This window comes from Vibrio sp. 99-70-13A1, assembly GCF_013114625.1.
Classification (GTDB): Bacteria; Pseudomonadota; Gammaproteobacteria; order Enterobacterales; family Vibrionaceae; genus Vibrio.
The window spans coordinates 64,735-80,925 of sequence record NZ_VTXD01000018.1 but is presented as its reverse complement, the minus strand read 5'-3'; the positions used below and the strand labels follow the sequence as shown (position 1 = coordinate 80,925).

General features: G+C 38.7%; 13 protein-coding genes and 1 pseudogene. 10 read left to right on the top strand and 4 right to left on the bottom strand.

What is annotated here, in order from left to right:
• Nucleotides 1–2,782: helix-turn-helix transcriptional regulator (locus F0226_RS12770; protein ID WP_171736001.1), on the bottom strand; the 2,782-nt coding region annotated here is incomplete at its 3' end.
• Between the two features lie 181 nt (nucleotides 2,783–2,963).
• Between F0226_RS12770 and F0226_RS12765 the strand changes: the two genes are divergently transcribed.
• From F0226_RS12765 to F0226_RS12755, 3 genes are all read left to right on the top strand, one after another.
• Entirely contained in the window at nucleotides 2,964–3,773 is an 810-nt protein-coding gene (locus F0226_RS12765) for a helix-turn-helix transcriptional regulator (protein WP_171736000.1), read from the top strand.
• A gap of 123 nt (nucleotides 3,774–3,896) precedes the next feature.
• Nucleotides 3,897–4,295, top strand: a complete 399-nt coding sequence (locus tag F0226_RS12760) for a DUF1090 domain-containing protein (protein WP_171735999.1) — start codon at nucleotides 3,897–3,899, stop codon at nucleotides 4,293–4,295.
• Between the two features lie 293 nt (nucleotides 4,296–4,588).
• Complete coding sequence (locus F0226_RS12755) at nucleotides 4,589–5,635, top strand: GGDEF domain-containing protein (protein WP_171735998.1); 1,047 nt, start codon at nucleotides 4,589–4,591, stop codon at nucleotides 5,633–5,635.
• Between the two features lie 312 nt (nucleotides 5,636–5,947).
• Here F0226_RS12755 and F0226_RS12750 read toward each other — a convergent pair whose 3' ends face one another.
• Both F0226_RS12750 and F0226_RS12745 read right to left on the bottom strand, forming a co-directional pair.
• Complete coding sequence (locus tag F0226_RS12750; protein WP_171735997.1) at nucleotides 5,948–7,279, bottom strand: MFS transporter; 1,332 nt, start codon at nucleotides 7,277–7,279, stop codon at nucleotides 5,948–5,950.
• 455 nt (nucleotides 7,280–7,734) lie between these two features.
• A complete protein-coding gene (locus tag F0226_RS12745; RefSeq protein ID WP_171735996.1) occupies nucleotides 7,735–8,994 on the bottom strand; it encodes an adenylosuccinate synthase in 1,260 nt (419 codons plus the stop codon).
• Nucleotides 8,995–9,113: 119 nt separating this feature from the next.
• On the opposite strand from F0226_RS12745, the gene F0226_RS12740 reads away from it, so the two are divergent.
• From F0226_RS12740 to F0226_RS12715, 7 genes and pseudogenes are all read left to right on the top strand, one after another.
• A complete protein-coding gene (locus tag F0226_RS12740) occupies nucleotides 9,114–10,088 on the top strand; it encodes a LysR family transcriptional regulator (RefSeq protein ID WP_171735995.1) in 975 nt (324 codons plus the stop codon).
• A 16-nt stretch (nucleotides 10,089–10,104) separates the two neighbouring features.
• Nucleotides 10,105–10,306, top strand: a pseudogene (locus F0226_RS22540) (HAD-IA family hydrolase); the annotation flags it as partial.
• A 246-nt stretch (nucleotides 10,307–10,552) separates the two neighbouring features.
• The gene (locus F0226_RS12735) at nucleotides 10,553–11,209 is read left to right on the top strand and encodes a Qnr family pentapeptide repeat protein (RefSeq protein ID WP_171735994.1); all 657 of its coding nucleotides are present in this window, start codon (nucleotides 10,553–10,555) and stop codon (nucleotides 11,207–11,209) included.
• A gap of 251 nt (nucleotides 11,210–11,460) precedes the next feature.
• On the top strand, nucleotides 11,461–11,913 hold the full coding sequence (locus F0226_RS12730) for a transcriptional repressor (RefSeq protein ID WP_171735993.1): 453 nt from the start codon (nucleotides 11,461–11,463) through the stop codon (nucleotides 11,911–11,913).
• 140 nt (nucleotides 11,914–12,053) lie between these two features.
• Entirely contained in the window at nucleotides 12,054–13,418 is a 1,365-nt protein-coding gene (locus tag F0226_RS12725; RefSeq protein WP_171735992.1) for a dihydroorotase, read from the top strand.
• A gap of 95 nt (nucleotides 13,419–13,513) precedes the next feature.
• On the top strand, nucleotides 13,514–14,074 hold the full coding sequence (locus tag F0226_RS12720) for a carbonate dehydratase (protein ID WP_171735991.1): 561 nt from the start codon (nucleotides 13,514–13,516) through the stop codon (nucleotides 14,072–14,074).
• Nucleotides 14,064–15,062, top strand: a complete 999-nt coding sequence (locus F0226_RS12715; RefSeq protein ID WP_171735990.1) for a GTP-binding protein — start codon at nucleotides 14,064–14,066, stop codon at nucleotides 15,060–15,062. Before F0226_RS12720 ends, F0226_RS12715 begins: the two co-directional genes overlap by 11 nt.
• 135 nt (nucleotides 15,063–15,197) lie before the next feature.
• Here F0226_RS12715 and F0226_RS12710 read toward each other — a convergent pair whose 3' ends face one another.
• Nucleotides 15,198–16,070 carry an aspartoacylase gene (locus F0226_RS12710; RefSeq protein WP_171735989.1) on the bottom strand — a complete coding sequence of 291 codons (873 nt, stop codon included), beginning with the start codon at nucleotides 16,068–16,070 and terminating at the stop codon, nucleotides 15,198–15,200.
• Nucleotides 16,071–16,191 lie beyond the last annotated feature (121 nt).

The following is a 16,191-nucleotide window of genomic DNA, read 5'->3' as shown; positions in this document are numbered from 1 at the left end:
GTTTGTAATTACTGTAAATATTTAATTTTTTAAGCATAGTAACAAAAATAGGATAAAAGAAGTTAAAATGGTGATGAGCAATAATTTGATTATAACAACTTATAAACTTTGTAATATTTGCACTGTTTGCACTGTTTGCACTGTTTGCACTGTTTATTGACCTTTCCCATTCAATAAATGTCATAGCGATACTCTTAAAGCCATTGATGTTGTCTTTTGAAGATATATCGTATAGGGCCATGGACTTATCGTAAATCATATCTAGTGCGTCTATTTCAAGAAGATAGTAGAGCTGGGCGACGATTAATATACATTTGTTTATGGGGAGTGTAATCGTTGGGATAATTAACTCAATGGTATCGTATTGGGTTTTTGATGCCTTAAGATCTTTTTTAGCAAGCTTACATAGCAAAATTATCATATGATTTATGGTGCGAGAATCTTCAATAACCCTACTGTCTATGTAGCGACTAGACTTACGTTGCTTATAAACGATTCTAGCTAATCGCTCACTTTCTATTATCTCACCTTTCAGTAAGAACCCACAGCAGCCGATAGCATTTAGCATTATTTTCTGATTATTATTTAATTGATTAGTATCGGATGACTTAAATACCCTTTCGAATGAGTTAAGTTCTAAAGAGCTAAGTAAAGGGATTAGGTTTATAAATATGCAAGCAGTATCTACCTCTTCATTGATATAGGAAACCAACCTAGAATGCTTTTGCTCTATAGCTTTGGTCATAGGAGAGTCAATACCAAAAGCCGTAGTGGTACAGCTAACCTGTACCGAACTTGAAATAGAATGATAAGTGAAACTGTTATGCTTACATGAAACCTTCAACCCATTTTTCAAATCAGAAATACTATTGTCAAAAATAGTGGTATTGGTAGGCTTAAAGTACATTTTTGTTATGTTATCAATTAGTCTCTTATCTTCACCAATCATGCTATATAAGTAGTTTTCACTTCTTAATATATAGAGAGGATCAAATTTTTTTGAGTTTTTCATTAGATCCATTGTTTGTTGGATATAAGACACCATAACTTTATGAGATGTAGATACCTTAAATGCTTGAAGGTAGCTTTCATGAGAAATAGAATAGGACTCATGGTCATTTCTATATAATATCCCTCTCTCACATAGCATCCATGTGACCTTTTTATTCAACTCAATGATCCGAACCCATATATTTTCGAAATTTGCTTCTAAAGCTACGACTAATAAACCAAGAAGATCGTAAGCAACAGTTGGAAGTTCATTTAATTTGACAGTTGCAAGCTCAATAACCTTTGAATTAAGTTTAGTGTCGTCTATGGACTCTAGAACAATTTGTCTTAAGATATGGAGGTTTTCATTTGAGTTAAATATAATTTCATTTATTTTCAATGATGGGATTGTATTATTAGACCATGACCTCACTAATTTTCTTAAGTCATCATGGCATAATTTTGGTACGGGGAAATGAACAGGTTCAATGTTTTTTAGTTCAAAAGCGTTTTTTAAATCATTTATTGAAGAAGTAATGATGCATTTTAGATATTTTGATTTATTAAATGCAAGAGCAAACACCTTAGTGTAGTAGGCGTACATACTGAAGGTTCCATCAAATATAAAAACCTTGGCTTTGGAATTGTCAATTATTGCTTTGATTATTTCTACATCTTGATAAAAATATGACTTATTTGTTTTTTCTTTATTTACGAGTAATTCTCTTATGCGAGCTGCAGCGTTATAGTTTGAGATATTGTCGAAATCAACAGAGCGCTCAGCGATCCTACGTTGTATATCATCAATAGTTGAATTTAAATTTAGGTGAAGGCATGTACAAAGGAATAATGCAGTTCTTGGAATCAGAGACGATTCATTATCAGGGCTAGGGATCACCATATATACAGAAGATACGCTAATTTTTTGGCTATAAAGTGACGCAAAATAACGAATCCAGTGTGACTTTCCCATGCCAGACGAGCCAGTAACAGAAATGAATGTCTTCTTGTTCACGCTATTTATATTGTCTTGCACGATTGATTGGCAGTGTTTGAAGTATCGAGTATCAGCTACATAAACCTGATTATCATAAAGGCAGACAGAAAAGTACTCTTTACCTATCACAGATTGGCTGCTGAAGGCTTCTATATCAAAATATCGGAATACGTAATGATAAAGCTCTTTATCAACCAGAATTTGTTTATTGATAACTTTATACCGCATAAACGATAGTTCGCACAGATCTCTATCATTAACTGTTAAAATCGCGTTGTCTTGATTTATAGATTCTTTAATTGCAATGATGGAATAACCAATATCGTCAAACTTTGATTTCCCCTGTTTTAAACGAATTAGCTGACTTATTAGGTAGATTACATTATGTAAATTAGTGCGTTCACATCTAAATAATATGTTCGCATTTGAATGTGAAATAATATTTGAAGTTATCTTCCTTAATTCATCAATCAAATAGTTACTTTTTACTCTTTTATCATTGAAATTAACGCAAACTAGGCACGTTTGAAAATGGTTATTTTCTCGTTTCAAATGAACGAGCGGAACCTCATCATCCGCAAGGATCGATCCCAATAATACACCATAAAAATCGGCAACCTCACGAGCTACTCTAAATGAGACCGCTGCGCCTCCTTCAATTCTTTTAATTGAGGCGATGGAGATGCGAATATTTTTCTCTTCAAACCGCCTGCATAGCTGAGCCTGACTACAGCCTAGACCAAGCCTATAATCCTTAAGCTTGGTGCTATTTAGTTTAACGCTAGTCCTTGCCAAATCTAAATCCATTTAAAGTGTAAGGTTTAATTAAGATATCATATGAATAGATGTAAATCACTTGCCGACAAGCTAGAAGATGTCGTGAACTTAGAATTGCCTTAATAGAACGTATTCGCTTATATTCGTAGACTACGATGAAGAGTTATCAATCCGATCGTTAACTAAATGCAGAGCCCAAATGAATCGACAGAATTTTCATAAAGAATTAAAACGACTCCGTGAAGAACGTAATTTATCTCAAGAAGATTTTGCCTGTTTACTTGCACGTTCACACAGGGCTTTTGATGGTGTTAATCAGGTTATGATCAGCAAGTGGGAGAGAGGGGAAACGCAAACAAGCTTACTTCGACGTTTAGGTATTGCAAATTATCTCTCTCAGCACTATGAGTATGATAGAAAGGAAATCGAGACGGTTTCACCCTCAGTTAAGCTTAGCGAAATCCCAGTTAATCAAGATGTTTCGTACAGTTATTCAATAGATAATGTTGATTCTTATACAGTGAAAACTATCCCAAGTGAGTCTTGGAATGACATCTTATCGATCCATTCAAAACTGTATTCCTTAGACTTTTTGAAATTTTATAAAGCAGATCATCTCTCTGTTGAAGATCTTGTGATCCTCGTTTTTTACTGTAAGGGGTTGATGATTGGTCATATTGTTTATGATGATAAAACCAATATGCTTTTGAGTGTTGGTTCTATGAGCTTGTCAGTTAGGCGGCAAGTGCTCCAGTATATGGCAGAGCAGATGGTTAAAAAATCACTCGTAATTCCTGTTCATGACCCAGCAATGGCGCAATTTCTTTACGATTTATATTTAGAACCTAAGCGGTCGATGTTTGGGTTGTTCCTTTTTACTGTCGATCCTAGCTTACTAGCCAGTAACCCCTTCTATCAAAATTTATCGGAAGCGGGTGACCAATCATTCAAATACTTTCGTTATTTCAGCCAAAAGATGAAAAAGAAAAGCATCGAATTCATACTATAATGCTGTAATTATACGGCTTTATATCATCTGTAAATTTTTGACTATAAAACAATATAGTTCTAAATGCTCTTTGGCTGTACATTCCTGGTCTAGACTTCATTCAATCTATTACAGGCTGTTCCTATGTTCCGAAACTACATCAAAATACTATTATCTGTTCCTCTTATTCTTCCTCTATCTGCACTAGCATCTGATTGTTCAGAAAAAATTGGTTGTGAAAAAAAGGCTTGTATCATCGAGACTAAAATGGACATTGCTAAGTTAAAAGGACATGACGATAAGCTTGCCGGTTTGAGTAATGCTTTAGAGCATGTTTATGAATATTGCACCAATGATGATTTAAAGGATGAGTTACTCGAAAAACTTCAAGACACTGAAAGTGAGATCAGTGAATATCGAATTGAACTTGATGAAGCCCTCGATTACAAAGAGGATGACAAGGTATTGAAGTACCGTAGGAAAATTGAAGAAGAGTTACTTGAGGTTGAAAGATTAGAAAAGGAATTATCCCTGCTTGAATAATATACATAGTAGAGACATTAGGCTCATCTAAAATTGGATATCTCTACATTTTCTTGTGGTTTGGGCTATAAAGCGGTCTTTTGATTAAGAGTACCGTTTTCCACCAAGAGAGTATCAGTGTTTGTATAAAGAAGTCCTGAAATGAGCACTCAATATATTGCGAGGAAAGTAATCTGCTTATCTCTTCTTTGTATATATGAGGGCTCTGCAGACATAATTTAGCAAATGGAATGACGTTTTAAATAGCTTGATGTATATTGTTTGTATTATAAATAGAATTGACGTGAAACGTAGTGCTTACTAATGAATTGGAAAAGTGGCTTGGTGTAAGCCGAACTCATGGTGACTTTAGGGAGTGTGTTTTTGTATTTGCTTCTTTGAGTGTTTTGTCTTTCGTACTAATTTTCTTTCTTTATTACAATATAATTCTAACGTTCAACCCTCTATTGGCATCAATTGAAGCTACTGGCTTGGGCTTTTGTTTGTTAGCCTACTTCTGGTTGTGGCAAAACCGCAGTGCCAAAATTGCCGCGACCATCATGGTTTCAGTTATGACATCGATCAGTATATTAATGATTATTGGAACTGGGCACCGTGAATTTTCTCTGGCTTTTTCTCTCTTGACGCCAGTTATTGCTGTATTTGTCTTAGGTTACAAGTTTGGCTCCTTTATCAGTCTATTGAATTTTTCGATTATTGCTTATATTTGCTTGATTGATATGCATAATTGGCCTCCTGTTCCATTTGATACCATCAGTTTTATTCACCTTTCCATCATCTATTTGTTTTTATTTTCTATTGCCTATTTCTATGATTCAGGACGTCGTAAAACGATGTTCTTACTGGAAGAATCAAATCGAAAGCTACAAACATTATCTCATACTGATGTGTTGACCCAATTATTCAACCGCCGCCATATGGAAGCCCTGTTATTAGAGCCTCATAAAGTACAATGGGTTGCGATAGCTGATGTGGATGATTTTAAGGTCATCAACGATAGCTATGGTCATGATGTAGGTGACCAAGTACTAATCCAAGTATCACGTATTTTAGAAGAAAAAGTCGAACAAATGGGGCAAGTAGGACGATGGGGTGGTGAGGAGTTTCTTATTACCTTTGAGGTGAAAGATTACTCAGCCATTGAAAGGCAAATGAAGATAATTCAAGCCGCAATTGAAAGTCATGATTTCGGAATTGACCGACCTGTAACAATCAGTTGTGGTGTTGCACTTCACCATGAAAAAGTAAAAGACGATTCTTTTCGCCGTGCAGATGAAGCGCTTTACCAAGCAAAAAAATCAGGTAAGAATTGTTTTCAGTTTGCGGTTTATTCTGAGTAGTAAAGCACCGGAAATAGCGGTAAAAATCTTGAGTAATAAAGCCTAATAAACTGTTCAGCGGCAATAACTCTCGGAGATAAAAAATCGGGGCATTAAGCCAACACGAGTTTCTGATGATTGTTACCAACGGATACAAAATCTATTGTTGGAGGTTGAAACTCAAATATACTCATTCATAGGGCAGAGAAAGGATGGAAGTACTTTGATTTATGAGGATTTCATTGCGAAAATCAACCCAAAATCTCCGATGCCTCCAAGTTAAAAATCCTTTTCTGACATGCAATGCTAATGCATGTTCTGTTTGCTAATAAGTCAAAAAATAGGTTCTTTTTTGTTCTTGAAATAAAAGAGAGCACTGATTGAAACAAACAGCAAAGTGAAATAATAAAAAAACGAAGATAATGAAGCCAAAAAATCGAGGTTTTGTTCTATTTCTTGTGCAGTATACCCCTGAGAAACCAACTTATAATAGTAGGCGTATAAAATACCAATTAAACCGTACCCGAGGTTAAACATCAGACCTTTAAAGCTTAGAACTGTGGCTCTGTTGTGTGACTCTGTCTTTTTATTCAAATGATAGCTGATGAAAATGTTCATCGTCATGATGATAAAAATGAGTATCAGCGCAGGTATGACCCCGTAAATCGACCATCCTAAACTTATCCAGTAATAAGTTACCATACACGCTAACCCCATGACCGTAATGAAAGTTTTTGGTGGCATACTTTCTGCTAGTTTACGGCTTTGCCCCGCCAATATGATTTTAAGTAAACTGATCCCTGCGCCGATAAAGCCGAAATAGATAATAGGGATATTAATTGCCAGATAGTATTGGCTGTTCATGGTTAGGAACATTCGTGAGGTATGTTCAAATAAGCTGTAATAGAGCAATATGAACAAAACATAAGGTGTAGCAATAACCCATTTCCCAGTATCAGTTGTTAAATTCAGGCTTGCTATGATTGCGGCTAATTTAGTTTGGTTATGTGGTAATGCCTTTTTCTCTTCACGCATATTTATTGCAGCATAAATGGCGATCATCGCGACAAATAGGGTGGCAAAAACAGGAATGCGCATCAAGTCTTTGGTGCCTTCTGGTTCTGCTAATCCGAGAGCCTGAAAGATATTCGCCATAAAGTTCACATCGTACATAGCTGCACCGATTAAGGTAACAAAGATTCCTACGCTTGAGGCGATACGAAGTTGGATTTGTAATACTCGCGGCCATAATTCTTCGTTGCCTTGCTCTTTCAAGGTGTCGTAAGCCAATGCCTCGTCGGCACCACTGGCCAATGCCATCGCTAAGCCACTTAATATCCGGTTAACTAAAAATACAACAAAGACAAGATTCGGGTCTCCAGTCGGCACGAATGCGATCATGGCGATCTCAATGAACATCACTATAGAAGACAGTACCACAAGCTTCTTACGACCCAAGGTATCGGCGAACGCACCTGATGGCACTTCCGCAAGCACGATGGTAGCCGCCCAGACCACGTTCAACATGGCAAATTGAGAGAGGGTTAGTCCGTAATCTAAATAGAGTAGGGTGAAGATAGGGTAATAAAAACGCGCAAAGTAACTGCTTCTAAACATTAAGAAGTAGCGGACATTGGGAATTTTCAGGATTTCTTTGAGCGTCATGATAATTTCAGTATTTCAAATAACACATTATTATGTATAAACCTTTTTACCTTTTAAATCATGGAATTGTTGCAAGAATCGGAAAAATTCTTGATTAAGTTTATTTCTCAGCGCATTTGGAAGGTTAGAAGATAAAGGGAACGAAAAGAGGAGCACTGAGGCTCCTCTATTATCGTGGGACGTAATGGACATAATCATTGCGCACACGATTAAAGTTAGGCGAGAAGGTTTCTGGCTGTTGCTTTACAAACGCTTTGCTTGGTGAAAATAAGGTCATTATAGAAAATAGCATCGCGGTGGATCGTAGCAGGCAAGTAAAAGTACCGGTAAGAGCTTTTGATTTCATATTTAGAATGTGTCCTTAAAACGTAAAAATCGGCTGAAATTCCTTCAGCCGATTTAATTAAGTGTTTAATTCTATTAACGATCCGCAAGATACAGATTGAACAACCAGCTTAGCCTCTGATGATCATTTGCTCGCGTTCAGGACCTACCGATACCATAACAATGGGCACACCCATTAACTCTTCAATGCGAGTAACATAGTCTTGCGCGGCTTTTGGTAAGCTTTCAAACGTCCGGCAGCCAGTGATATCTTCATTCCAGCCCGCCATATCTTCGTATACAGGTTTTAATTCAGCCGTTTGTGGCCAAATAGGGTTTTCACTGTGCTCGCCAGCGTAAGCCGTACAAATTTTTAGCTCTGCTAAACCAGAAAGGCAATCAATCTTAGTCAGTGCGATTTCAGTTGCGGCTTGTAATTCCACGCCATTACGAGTGGCAACCGCATCGAAGTAACCCATGTCTCGTGGGCGGCCTGTGGTTGCGCCGTATTCATTAGAACTTTCGCGGAAGTTGTCTTGCTCTTCCATTGCCGTCACTAAGGTACCTGTACCAACTGAAGAACTGAATGCTTTCGCAACTGCAATTACACGTTCAGGGTGAAGGGCAGGTAATCCACTACCAATACCAGCATAAGCTGCAGTTACGTTAGAAGATGTTGTCCAAGGGTATTCGCCATAGACAAGGTCACGTCCTGCACCTAACTGCGCTTCAAAAAGTAAGTTAGCGTCTTGTGCTTGAAGCGCTTTTAGTGGCTCAGTCACATTACAGATGAATGGACGCCAAGCTTTAGTCACTTCAAGTAGCCATTCTGTCATTTCAGCCGCGGTCTGTGTGAAGTCACATTGAGGGTATAAAGCTTTAAGTTGAGGCATTTTCCAATCAAGTAAAAATTGAATACGTTGCTCTAGAATCTCAGGTTGATTCAACCAACCAACAAGAATGCCTTTCTTCATCACGCGATCGCCATACGCTGGTGCAATACCTTGACGTGTTGAACCATATGCAGCATCACCAAGGCGTTCTTCTTCCAGAGTATCTTCAAGTGCGTGTAAAGGAAGACATAGGGTTGCACGATCTGAAATTGCCATTTTAACGTTGATACCAGCAGCTTGTACTTCTGCAATTTCTTCGCTTAATGCAGCAGGGCTGATCACCATGCCAGGGCCAAGAACCGCCGTACAGTCAGGGTTAAAAATGCCGCTTGGTAGTTGGTGTAATTTAAATGTACCGAAGTCATTTACAACGGTATGACCTGCATTGTTTCCGCCTTGAAAGCGGATACTCGCAGAAGCATTATCTGCTAAAAAATCAACGATGCGGCCTTTGCCTTCATCACCCCAGTTTGCACCGACAACAACAATAGATGGCATAATTTTTCTCCTGACTGTTTGAGGAATAATGTTAGCCTTGTCAAAGAAATAAGAGAAATTAATTATGATTATTATCTTGATAAGGAATTCATATAAGATGTGGAAAATAGCGAGGGTAGATGATGCTTGATATTAATTTGTTGAAAACGTTTGTCACGTTAGCGGAATACAAGCATTTCGGTAAAGCGGCGAACGCACTGCATATGACTCAGCCTAATGTAAGTTTGCACTTAAAACAGCTAGAGCAACTTACACGTATTAAGTTGATAGAGAGAAGCCCATTTCAGTTAACTCAAGCGGGTGAAAGGTTATTAGAAACTAGCCATAGAACGTTATTGGAACTGCAAATATGTCAGGCGGATCTCAATGCAATTAATGATCTTAAGAAAGGAACATTAACCATTGCTGTGAGTGACATTATTTCTCGGATATTACTTATTCGTCCTTTCCAGAAGTTTAAAGCGGAATATCCAGGTATTGACCTCACACTATTGAATACCACGTCATCTCAGGCATCTAACCTAGTTAAAAATGCGCAAGCGGATCTCGGTTTTGTTATAGCCAAAGAACAGCACAATGAATCACTGCATTTTACGCAGCTGCAAGAGCTGACTTGGTGTGCGTTAGGTAATGGATTTGATCTAAATAATGCACATGGCAATCATGAGCAGGCTCTTGCACTTAAAGCTGAGGTGAAAGGAGAACCGGAATCTCGGTCAGAAGCAGAACCAGAAGCTGATGGGTTAACCCTGATTTTACTCGGTCATGATACGCGAACACGAGATTTCATTGATGAAGGCTTACCGAGCCTCAATTTACCGAGTTACAGAGTGATGGAAGTAGGCAGTGTTGATGCACAAATCGATTGGGCAGAAGCCGGCTTTGGTGTCGCTATCATTCCTGAATTTGCCATCTCAACAAAGCATCACTTAAATTCTAAAGTCACGCCTTTAGTGGGTTTTTGCAGTACGAGCCTTGGCTATATTGTTAGACAAAATCAAGTCTTATCTAAAGCGACCAAACAACTTTTAGGCTGGGTGAATGATGAGATTATTCGATTGCAGCAAAGAGATAATAAGAACAGAGAGGAATAAATGCTGAAGTTAAGTTTCGATTGTCACCGCCAACGATGTCGATAAACATAAGCCAAACCCAGATACCTTCTTATTAGCAGCAAGTCAAATCGAAGTAGAGCCAAGACTGTGTTGTTTTTGAAGATACCGAATTAGGGAAACTGGCGGCTCATAGAGCAAATATGGATTGCATGATGTTAGAAGGGAATCAGCTAAACTTTTACCCTTGCATTCGTTAATCCATCAGTAACCTCTTCAGGTGAATGCAAGATCACTTTTCTTCTTTATCTTACCTATAAGCCATAAAAGTTTTTTCTGCCATTGCTGGTTCGCTTACTTAAAAATAGACACCTTACAGCGCTAGTTTGGTGTCTTAAAATGGCTATTTAGCATCATTTTAAGTTGCTGTTTAATATGGTTTTATTTTTGTTGAAAGCTCCTCTGTAAGTGATAGTCTTCAAATCAAATAATATTGAGGACGAAAAATGAATCAAATTGACCAATCATACACTCAAACCGATTTCTCTCATCAAGACCTGAGCGGTCATACTTTCACTAAGTGCACATTTTTTCGTTGCAACTTTAAACGTACTAACTTTCGTGATGCTCGGTTTGTAAACTGTATATTCATTGAGCAAGGCGAACTTGAAGGTTGTGATTTTTCTTACTCTGATCTTCGAGATGCTTCGTTTAAAGACTGTAGGATTGCTATGTCCTATTTCAGTGGTGCAAATTGCTTTGGTGTGGAATTTAGAGATTGCGATCTTAAAGGTGCGAATTTCAGCCAAGCGAATTTTGTCAATCAGGTTTCGCATAAAATGTACTTTTGCTCTGCTTACATCACAGGGTGCAATTTGTCTTATGCAAACTTGGAAAAACAAGTGATCGAAAAATGTGATCTATTTGAAAATAGATGGATTGGTGCCAATCTAAGAGGCGCATCATTCAAAGAGTCCGATCTTAGCCGTGGTGTTTTTTCTGAAGATTGTTGGGATCAATTTAGAATCGCGGGATGCGATTTAAGTCATTCTGAGTTATATGGTTTAGATCCCCGCAAGATAGACCTGACTGGCGTTAAAATCTGTGCTTGGCAGCAAGAGCAATTACTAGAGCAGTTAGGTTTGATTATTATGCCTGATTAATCAATGTCTTATTCCCATGCATTGTTAAACGATTGATTCAAGGCGCTAGCATAGCCAGCCATTTGGCGCCTTAACTCTGATCTTAAATCCCCCCTAAACACCGATCTTGAATTCGCAATAAAGCATTCTTTCTAAGTATTTCTCATCTTAATTCTAAATTAATCATCAAGCTGTTATGGTCTTAATTGTTATGTTATAACATATCTATAATTATAAGTTTTCACCGAACGGATTCGAGGAAAGTAAGCTGGATGAGCGCAATGAATACGATTATTAATCATGTAGAGAAAAGCTGTAAAACTCGCGGCAAGCAACTGACATCGCAACGCAAGCTAGTGTTACGGGCTTTAGTACATGCAAATAAGGCTTTATCTGCTTATGAGCTGGTGGATTACTGCAACGAGCACTTTTCCCAGAGCATTCAAGCCATGTCGGTCTATCGCATTTTGGATTTTCTAGAGGGCGAACACTTCGCCCATAAACTCAAAGTTTCAAATAAATATATTGCATGTGCTCATATTCTTTGCGATCACGAACACGGTGTTCCTCAATTTTTTATCTGTTCTAAGTGCAACAAAATCAGCGAACAAATTATCGATCCTACGATGATTTCAGGGCTTCAATCGCATGCAAAGCAAGAAGGCTTCACTATCATCAGTCCGCAGCTTGAAATTAGCTGTATCTGTGACAAGTGCGCTCAATAGTGTTTAGCAGTAATACCCACACAGTACCAACACTTTGCACCTTCAACTAATTCCGTTTCATCACAGAAATCCGGTTCGCTATTTTCCCCTAATTATTTCTTATCTATCAGTTTCACTCAGAAAGGAGACGCTGAAACGCTATGTCATCAACACTCATAAAAAATGCCCAAGTGGTTAACGAAGGAATCATAACCAAGACTGATTTACGAATTGTCGATCAGCGAATAGATCTTATTGCAGAATGTATAGAAGAAAGGTTTGAAGATGAGGTCATTGATGCAGAAGGGGGGTATTTACTCCCTGGGATGATTGATGATCAAGTGCACTTTCGTGAACCAGGCTTAACGCATAAAGGGTCTATTGCTTCTGAATCTCGCGCTGCTGTAGCGGGTGGGATAACAAGTTATATGGAAATGCCAAATGTTAGCCCTGCGACAACAACAATAGAAGCGCTGGAACGGAAGTTTGAGATAGCAAGAAGCCGTTCGTTAGCAAACTACTCTTTTTACTTAGGTGCAACAGAAGACAACCTAGAACAGATAACATTATTGGACCCAAAAAAGCACTGTGGTGTGAAAGTTTTTATGGGGGCGTCCACTGGTGATTTATTGGTTGAAGATCCACAAGCGTTAGACGATATATTCAAGAACTCCCCAGTGTTGATAGTGACTCATTGTGAAAGTGGAGATGTCATCAATAAAAACCAAGAAAGGCTAAATCAAGAAAAATTAAAGCAAAGTGAATTAAAACACGATAAACCTGAATTAACGATTGAAGACCACCCAGTTATAAGAGACGACGAAGCGTGTTTTGCTTCTTCTTCATACGCTGTCGATCTTGCAAAAAAATACAATAGCCAACTCCATGTATTACACATTACCACGGCTAAAGAGCTCGCTTTATTTGAATCAGGACCAATTAAAGATAAGCGCATTACAGCAGAAGCATGCGTGCATCATCTTTGGTTTGATAATAGAGATTACCGCTTTCTTGGAAACCAAATTAAGTGTAACCCGTCGATAAAGTACCCAAGTGACCGTGATGCGCTCTTGAAAGCGTTGAGTACTGGTCAAATCGATATCATTGCGACGGACCATGCTCCACATACTTGGGAAGAAAAACAAGTGCCTTATGCCCAAGCACCAGCAGGGTTACCTTTGGTTCAGCATGCTTTGCTTAGCCTATTTGACCAAGTGAGTTTTGGGCATATGACCGTAGCTCAAGTCGTTGAAAAAACGGCACATAACCCTGCTATCCGTTATGCAATTGAGGAACGTGGGTTTATCAAAGAAGGTTATTTCGCTGATTTGGTCTTAGTTGATACAAAAACACCAACGCTAGTGAGTAATGAAAATAGTTTGTATCACTGCGGCTGGTCACCTTTTTCAGGACATGAATTTACATCAAGCATCAAAAACACGTGGGTTAACGGCTCACTGGTTTACGCAAACCAAAAGGTGAATGAAAAATCGAATTCAGCAATGCGACTGTCGTTCGACAGATAGTTGGACTCATTTATAAAAAGTTTTGGTTGATGCGAAACGCCAAAATACAGTTGTAGATAATGTGTCTTACCAGACATGAATTATGAGAAATCAATATGTTAAGAAGAAACCCTAGTGGTCACATGCCGGAAGTGTCGGAAGCGGCATTTGTTGATCCCACAGCCATCGTATGTGGCAAGGTGGTGATTGAAGATAACGTCTTTATTGGTCCTTATGCGGTTATCCGCGCGGATGAAGTGAATGAACAAGGCGACATGGAAGCTATCGTAATTAAGCGTGGCACGAATATTCAAGATGGTGTGGTTATCCACTCTAAAGCCGGAGCTGCCGTCACTATTGGTGAGCGATCGTCTATTGCACACCGATCTATTATCCATGGTCCATGTGAAGTCAGTGACGACGTATTCATTGGTTTTAACTCGGTTGTATTTAATGCCCAAATTGGCAAAGGGTGTGTGATTCGCCATAACTGTGTAGTGGATGGTTTAGATCTGCCAGAGAACTTTCACGTTCCCCCTATGACTAACATTGGGGCTGGGTTCAATTTGAATAATATTTCAAAAGTACCACCAGAATACTCTGCGTTCTCAGAGTCTGTGGTGTCAGCAAATCATACTCTTGTTCAAGGGTACAGGAGGATCACTAATGAGCTCTAATAACCAGCCTATTTTAGGGGTTCCGACTAATATTATTACTGGCTTTCTAGGAGTAGGAAAAACGACCGCGATTTTAAACCTTATGGCTAATAAGCCGGATAATGAACGTTGGGCTGTACTCGTTAATGAATTTGGTGAAATTGGTGTTGATGGCAGCTTGATCCAAGGTCAGAACAGCAAAGAAGCGAAAGTTTTTATTCGTGAAGTGCCAGGTGGGTGCATGTGCTGTGCTGCTGGTTTGCCTATGCAAATTGCTTTGAATCAATTGTTGTCGGAAGCAAAACCAGATCGTTTATTAATAGAACCAACAGGACTTGGTCACCCAAAAGAAGTTCTTCAGGTTCTTTCTACAGAGCATTACCAGAAAGTACTCTCTTTGCAAAAAAACATTACGCTGGTGGATGCGCGCAAGCTTTCAGACAACCTTTATACGGCTAATGAAACGTTCAACCAACAAATTGCGATTGCCGATACGGTGGTGGGAAACAAACTTGATTTGTACCAAGAAGGTGATGCAGAAAAATTAAAAGCGTATGTGGCAGAGGTAAGCAGGCCAAACTCTAAGGTCATATTTGCAGAGCATGGTGTGATTCCTTTTTCTGAGTTTGAAGGCGATACCAATATTCATATGAATCCTCCACATCACCACCATCATGGACATAGTAAACCTCTCGCTTCTGAAGTACCTATGCCAGAAAGTGGAGTGATTAAAGCCATTAATGAAGGAGAAGGTTTTAAGAGTGTTGGCTGGCGGTTTTCTCCAGATAAAGTCTTTGACCGAACTAAGCTTATTTTATTGCTTGTCGAATTGAACGTTGAGCGCATGAAAGCGGTATTCATTACAGATAGTGGTATTGCTGGCTATAATTTGACACCTGATGGTCTAACTGAAAGTGAACTTGATGAGTGCGCGGAAAGTAGAATTGAGCTTATCGCCCATACCATTGATGAGAGCTTGGAAACACAGCTATTAAGTTGCGTGCTGTAAGCTTTATCATCCCACCAACAACACTCATGCTGTTAGCAGTAGCAGTAGCAGTAGCAGTAGCAGTAGGTCTAACGTTGTCAGGCAATAATGTTTAATAACTTTCAGAGTGATGGCACACCATCACTCTGAAAGATTTTAACCTACGGAAACGAGCCTTCTTTCTGCTAATGCCATTGCAATATTCGCTTTACAATAAGCACTTTCGTTTATGAAGTGGGGGTAAACATCGTGCGCTTCTTGCCAACATATGTCATTTCCTGACAAGGTGATTAAAAGTGGTTCGCCGTGCTTTATAACTTCAAAATCTTTACCACAAACTGCAGGGTGTACCATAGCTTCACGAAGCCCATTATTATCTAAAGGTATTTGAACGTCTTCTGTATAAAAGAAAGCATGGTAGTGATTGAGTGAAGGCAACTGGCTTAGGTTATGTTTTTCAACGTAATCTAAAACGGCTGTAAGCATCTGTTTCATTAGATTTAATGTATCGTATTTAAGTGCGCCATGAGCTTGTTCACCAACTTCAATCATGACTCCATATTTACCTGAAGTGCACAGATACGGCTGTTTGATCCAGGGCTTTGTATCTTCAAATAGAATGTTGGCTTCGGGCATATGTTGTTTAACGTATGCTCCCATTTTTTGATAAAAGGGGTCATTAGCAAGTAAGATCAATGTCGCGCCCATATTGCTCGTCGTGTTATGCAGGTCAACAATCAATTGGTTATCTTTATGGGCATAATCTTGAATAAATTGGCGGGCAAGTACGGTTTCGCATGAGTCCGAATAAGTGTGGTTTTCAGCTGTGCAAAATTCACGGTTTAAATCGGTGCTTACGCAACGAGTATTGTGTTTTATCGCATTGGGATTCGCGATAATTGAAGGTGCACTGAAGGTTGAACGGTCAGAAGTATAAAGTTGGTCTTCTATGAGTTTATGGATATAAATACCCGATAATTCGTTACCGTGTGTCCCCGCTACAATTAGGACTTCCTTGAATGTATCCACTTATACTATTCCCTTAAATGAGTGAACCAGTGAGTTGAATGCGGCATTACAGTTTGCAAATTATTCTGGTAGCCAGTTTTTGCGGATTTAATTGTTATGTTATATCATAACGGTTATGGTT

What these genes read in the sequence shown, in the direction of transcription:
- F0226_RS12735 (WP_171735994.1), top strand. Translation starts at nt 10,553, where the DNA reads ATGAATCAAATTGACCAATCATACACTCAAACCGATTTCTCTCATCAA.
- F0226_RS12760 (WP_171735999.1), top strand. Translation starts at nt 3,897, where the DNA reads ATGTTCCGAAACTACATCAAAATACTATTATCTGTTCCTCTTATTCTT.
- F0226_RS12745 (WP_171735996.1), bottom strand. Translation starts at nt 8,994, where the DNA reads ATGCCATCTATTGTTGTTGTCGGTGCAAACTGGGGTGATGAAGGCAAA.
- F0226_RS12730 (WP_171735993.1), top strand. Translation starts at nt 11,461, where the DNA reads ATGAGCGCAATGAATACGATTATTAATCATGTAGAGAAAAGCTGTAAA.
- F0226_RS12740 (WP_171735995.1), top strand. Translation starts at nt 9,114, where the DNA reads ATGATGCTTGATATTAATTTGTTGAAAACGTTTGTCACGTTAGCGGAA.
- F0226_RS12725 (WP_171735992.1), top strand. Translation starts at nt 12,054, where the DNA reads ATGTCATCAACACTCATAAAAAATGCCCAAGTGGTTAACGAAGGAATC.
- F0226_RS12750 (WP_171735997.1), bottom strand. Translation starts at nt 7,279, where the DNA reads ATGACGCTCAAAGAAATCCTGAAAATTCCCAATGTCCGCTACTTCTTA.
- F0226_RS12715 (WP_171735990.1), top strand. Translation starts at nt 14,064, where the DNA reads ATGAGCTCTAATAACCAGCCTATTTTAGGGGTTCCGACTAATATTATT.
- F0226_RS12720 (WP_171735991.1), top strand. Translation starts at nt 13,514, where the DNA reads ATGTTAAGAAGAAACCCTAGTGGTCACATGCCGGAAGTGTCGGAAGCG.
- F0226_RS12765 (WP_171736000.1), top strand. Translation starts at nt 2,964, where the DNA reads ATGAATCGACAGAATTTTCATAAAGAATTAAAACGACTCCGTGAAGAA.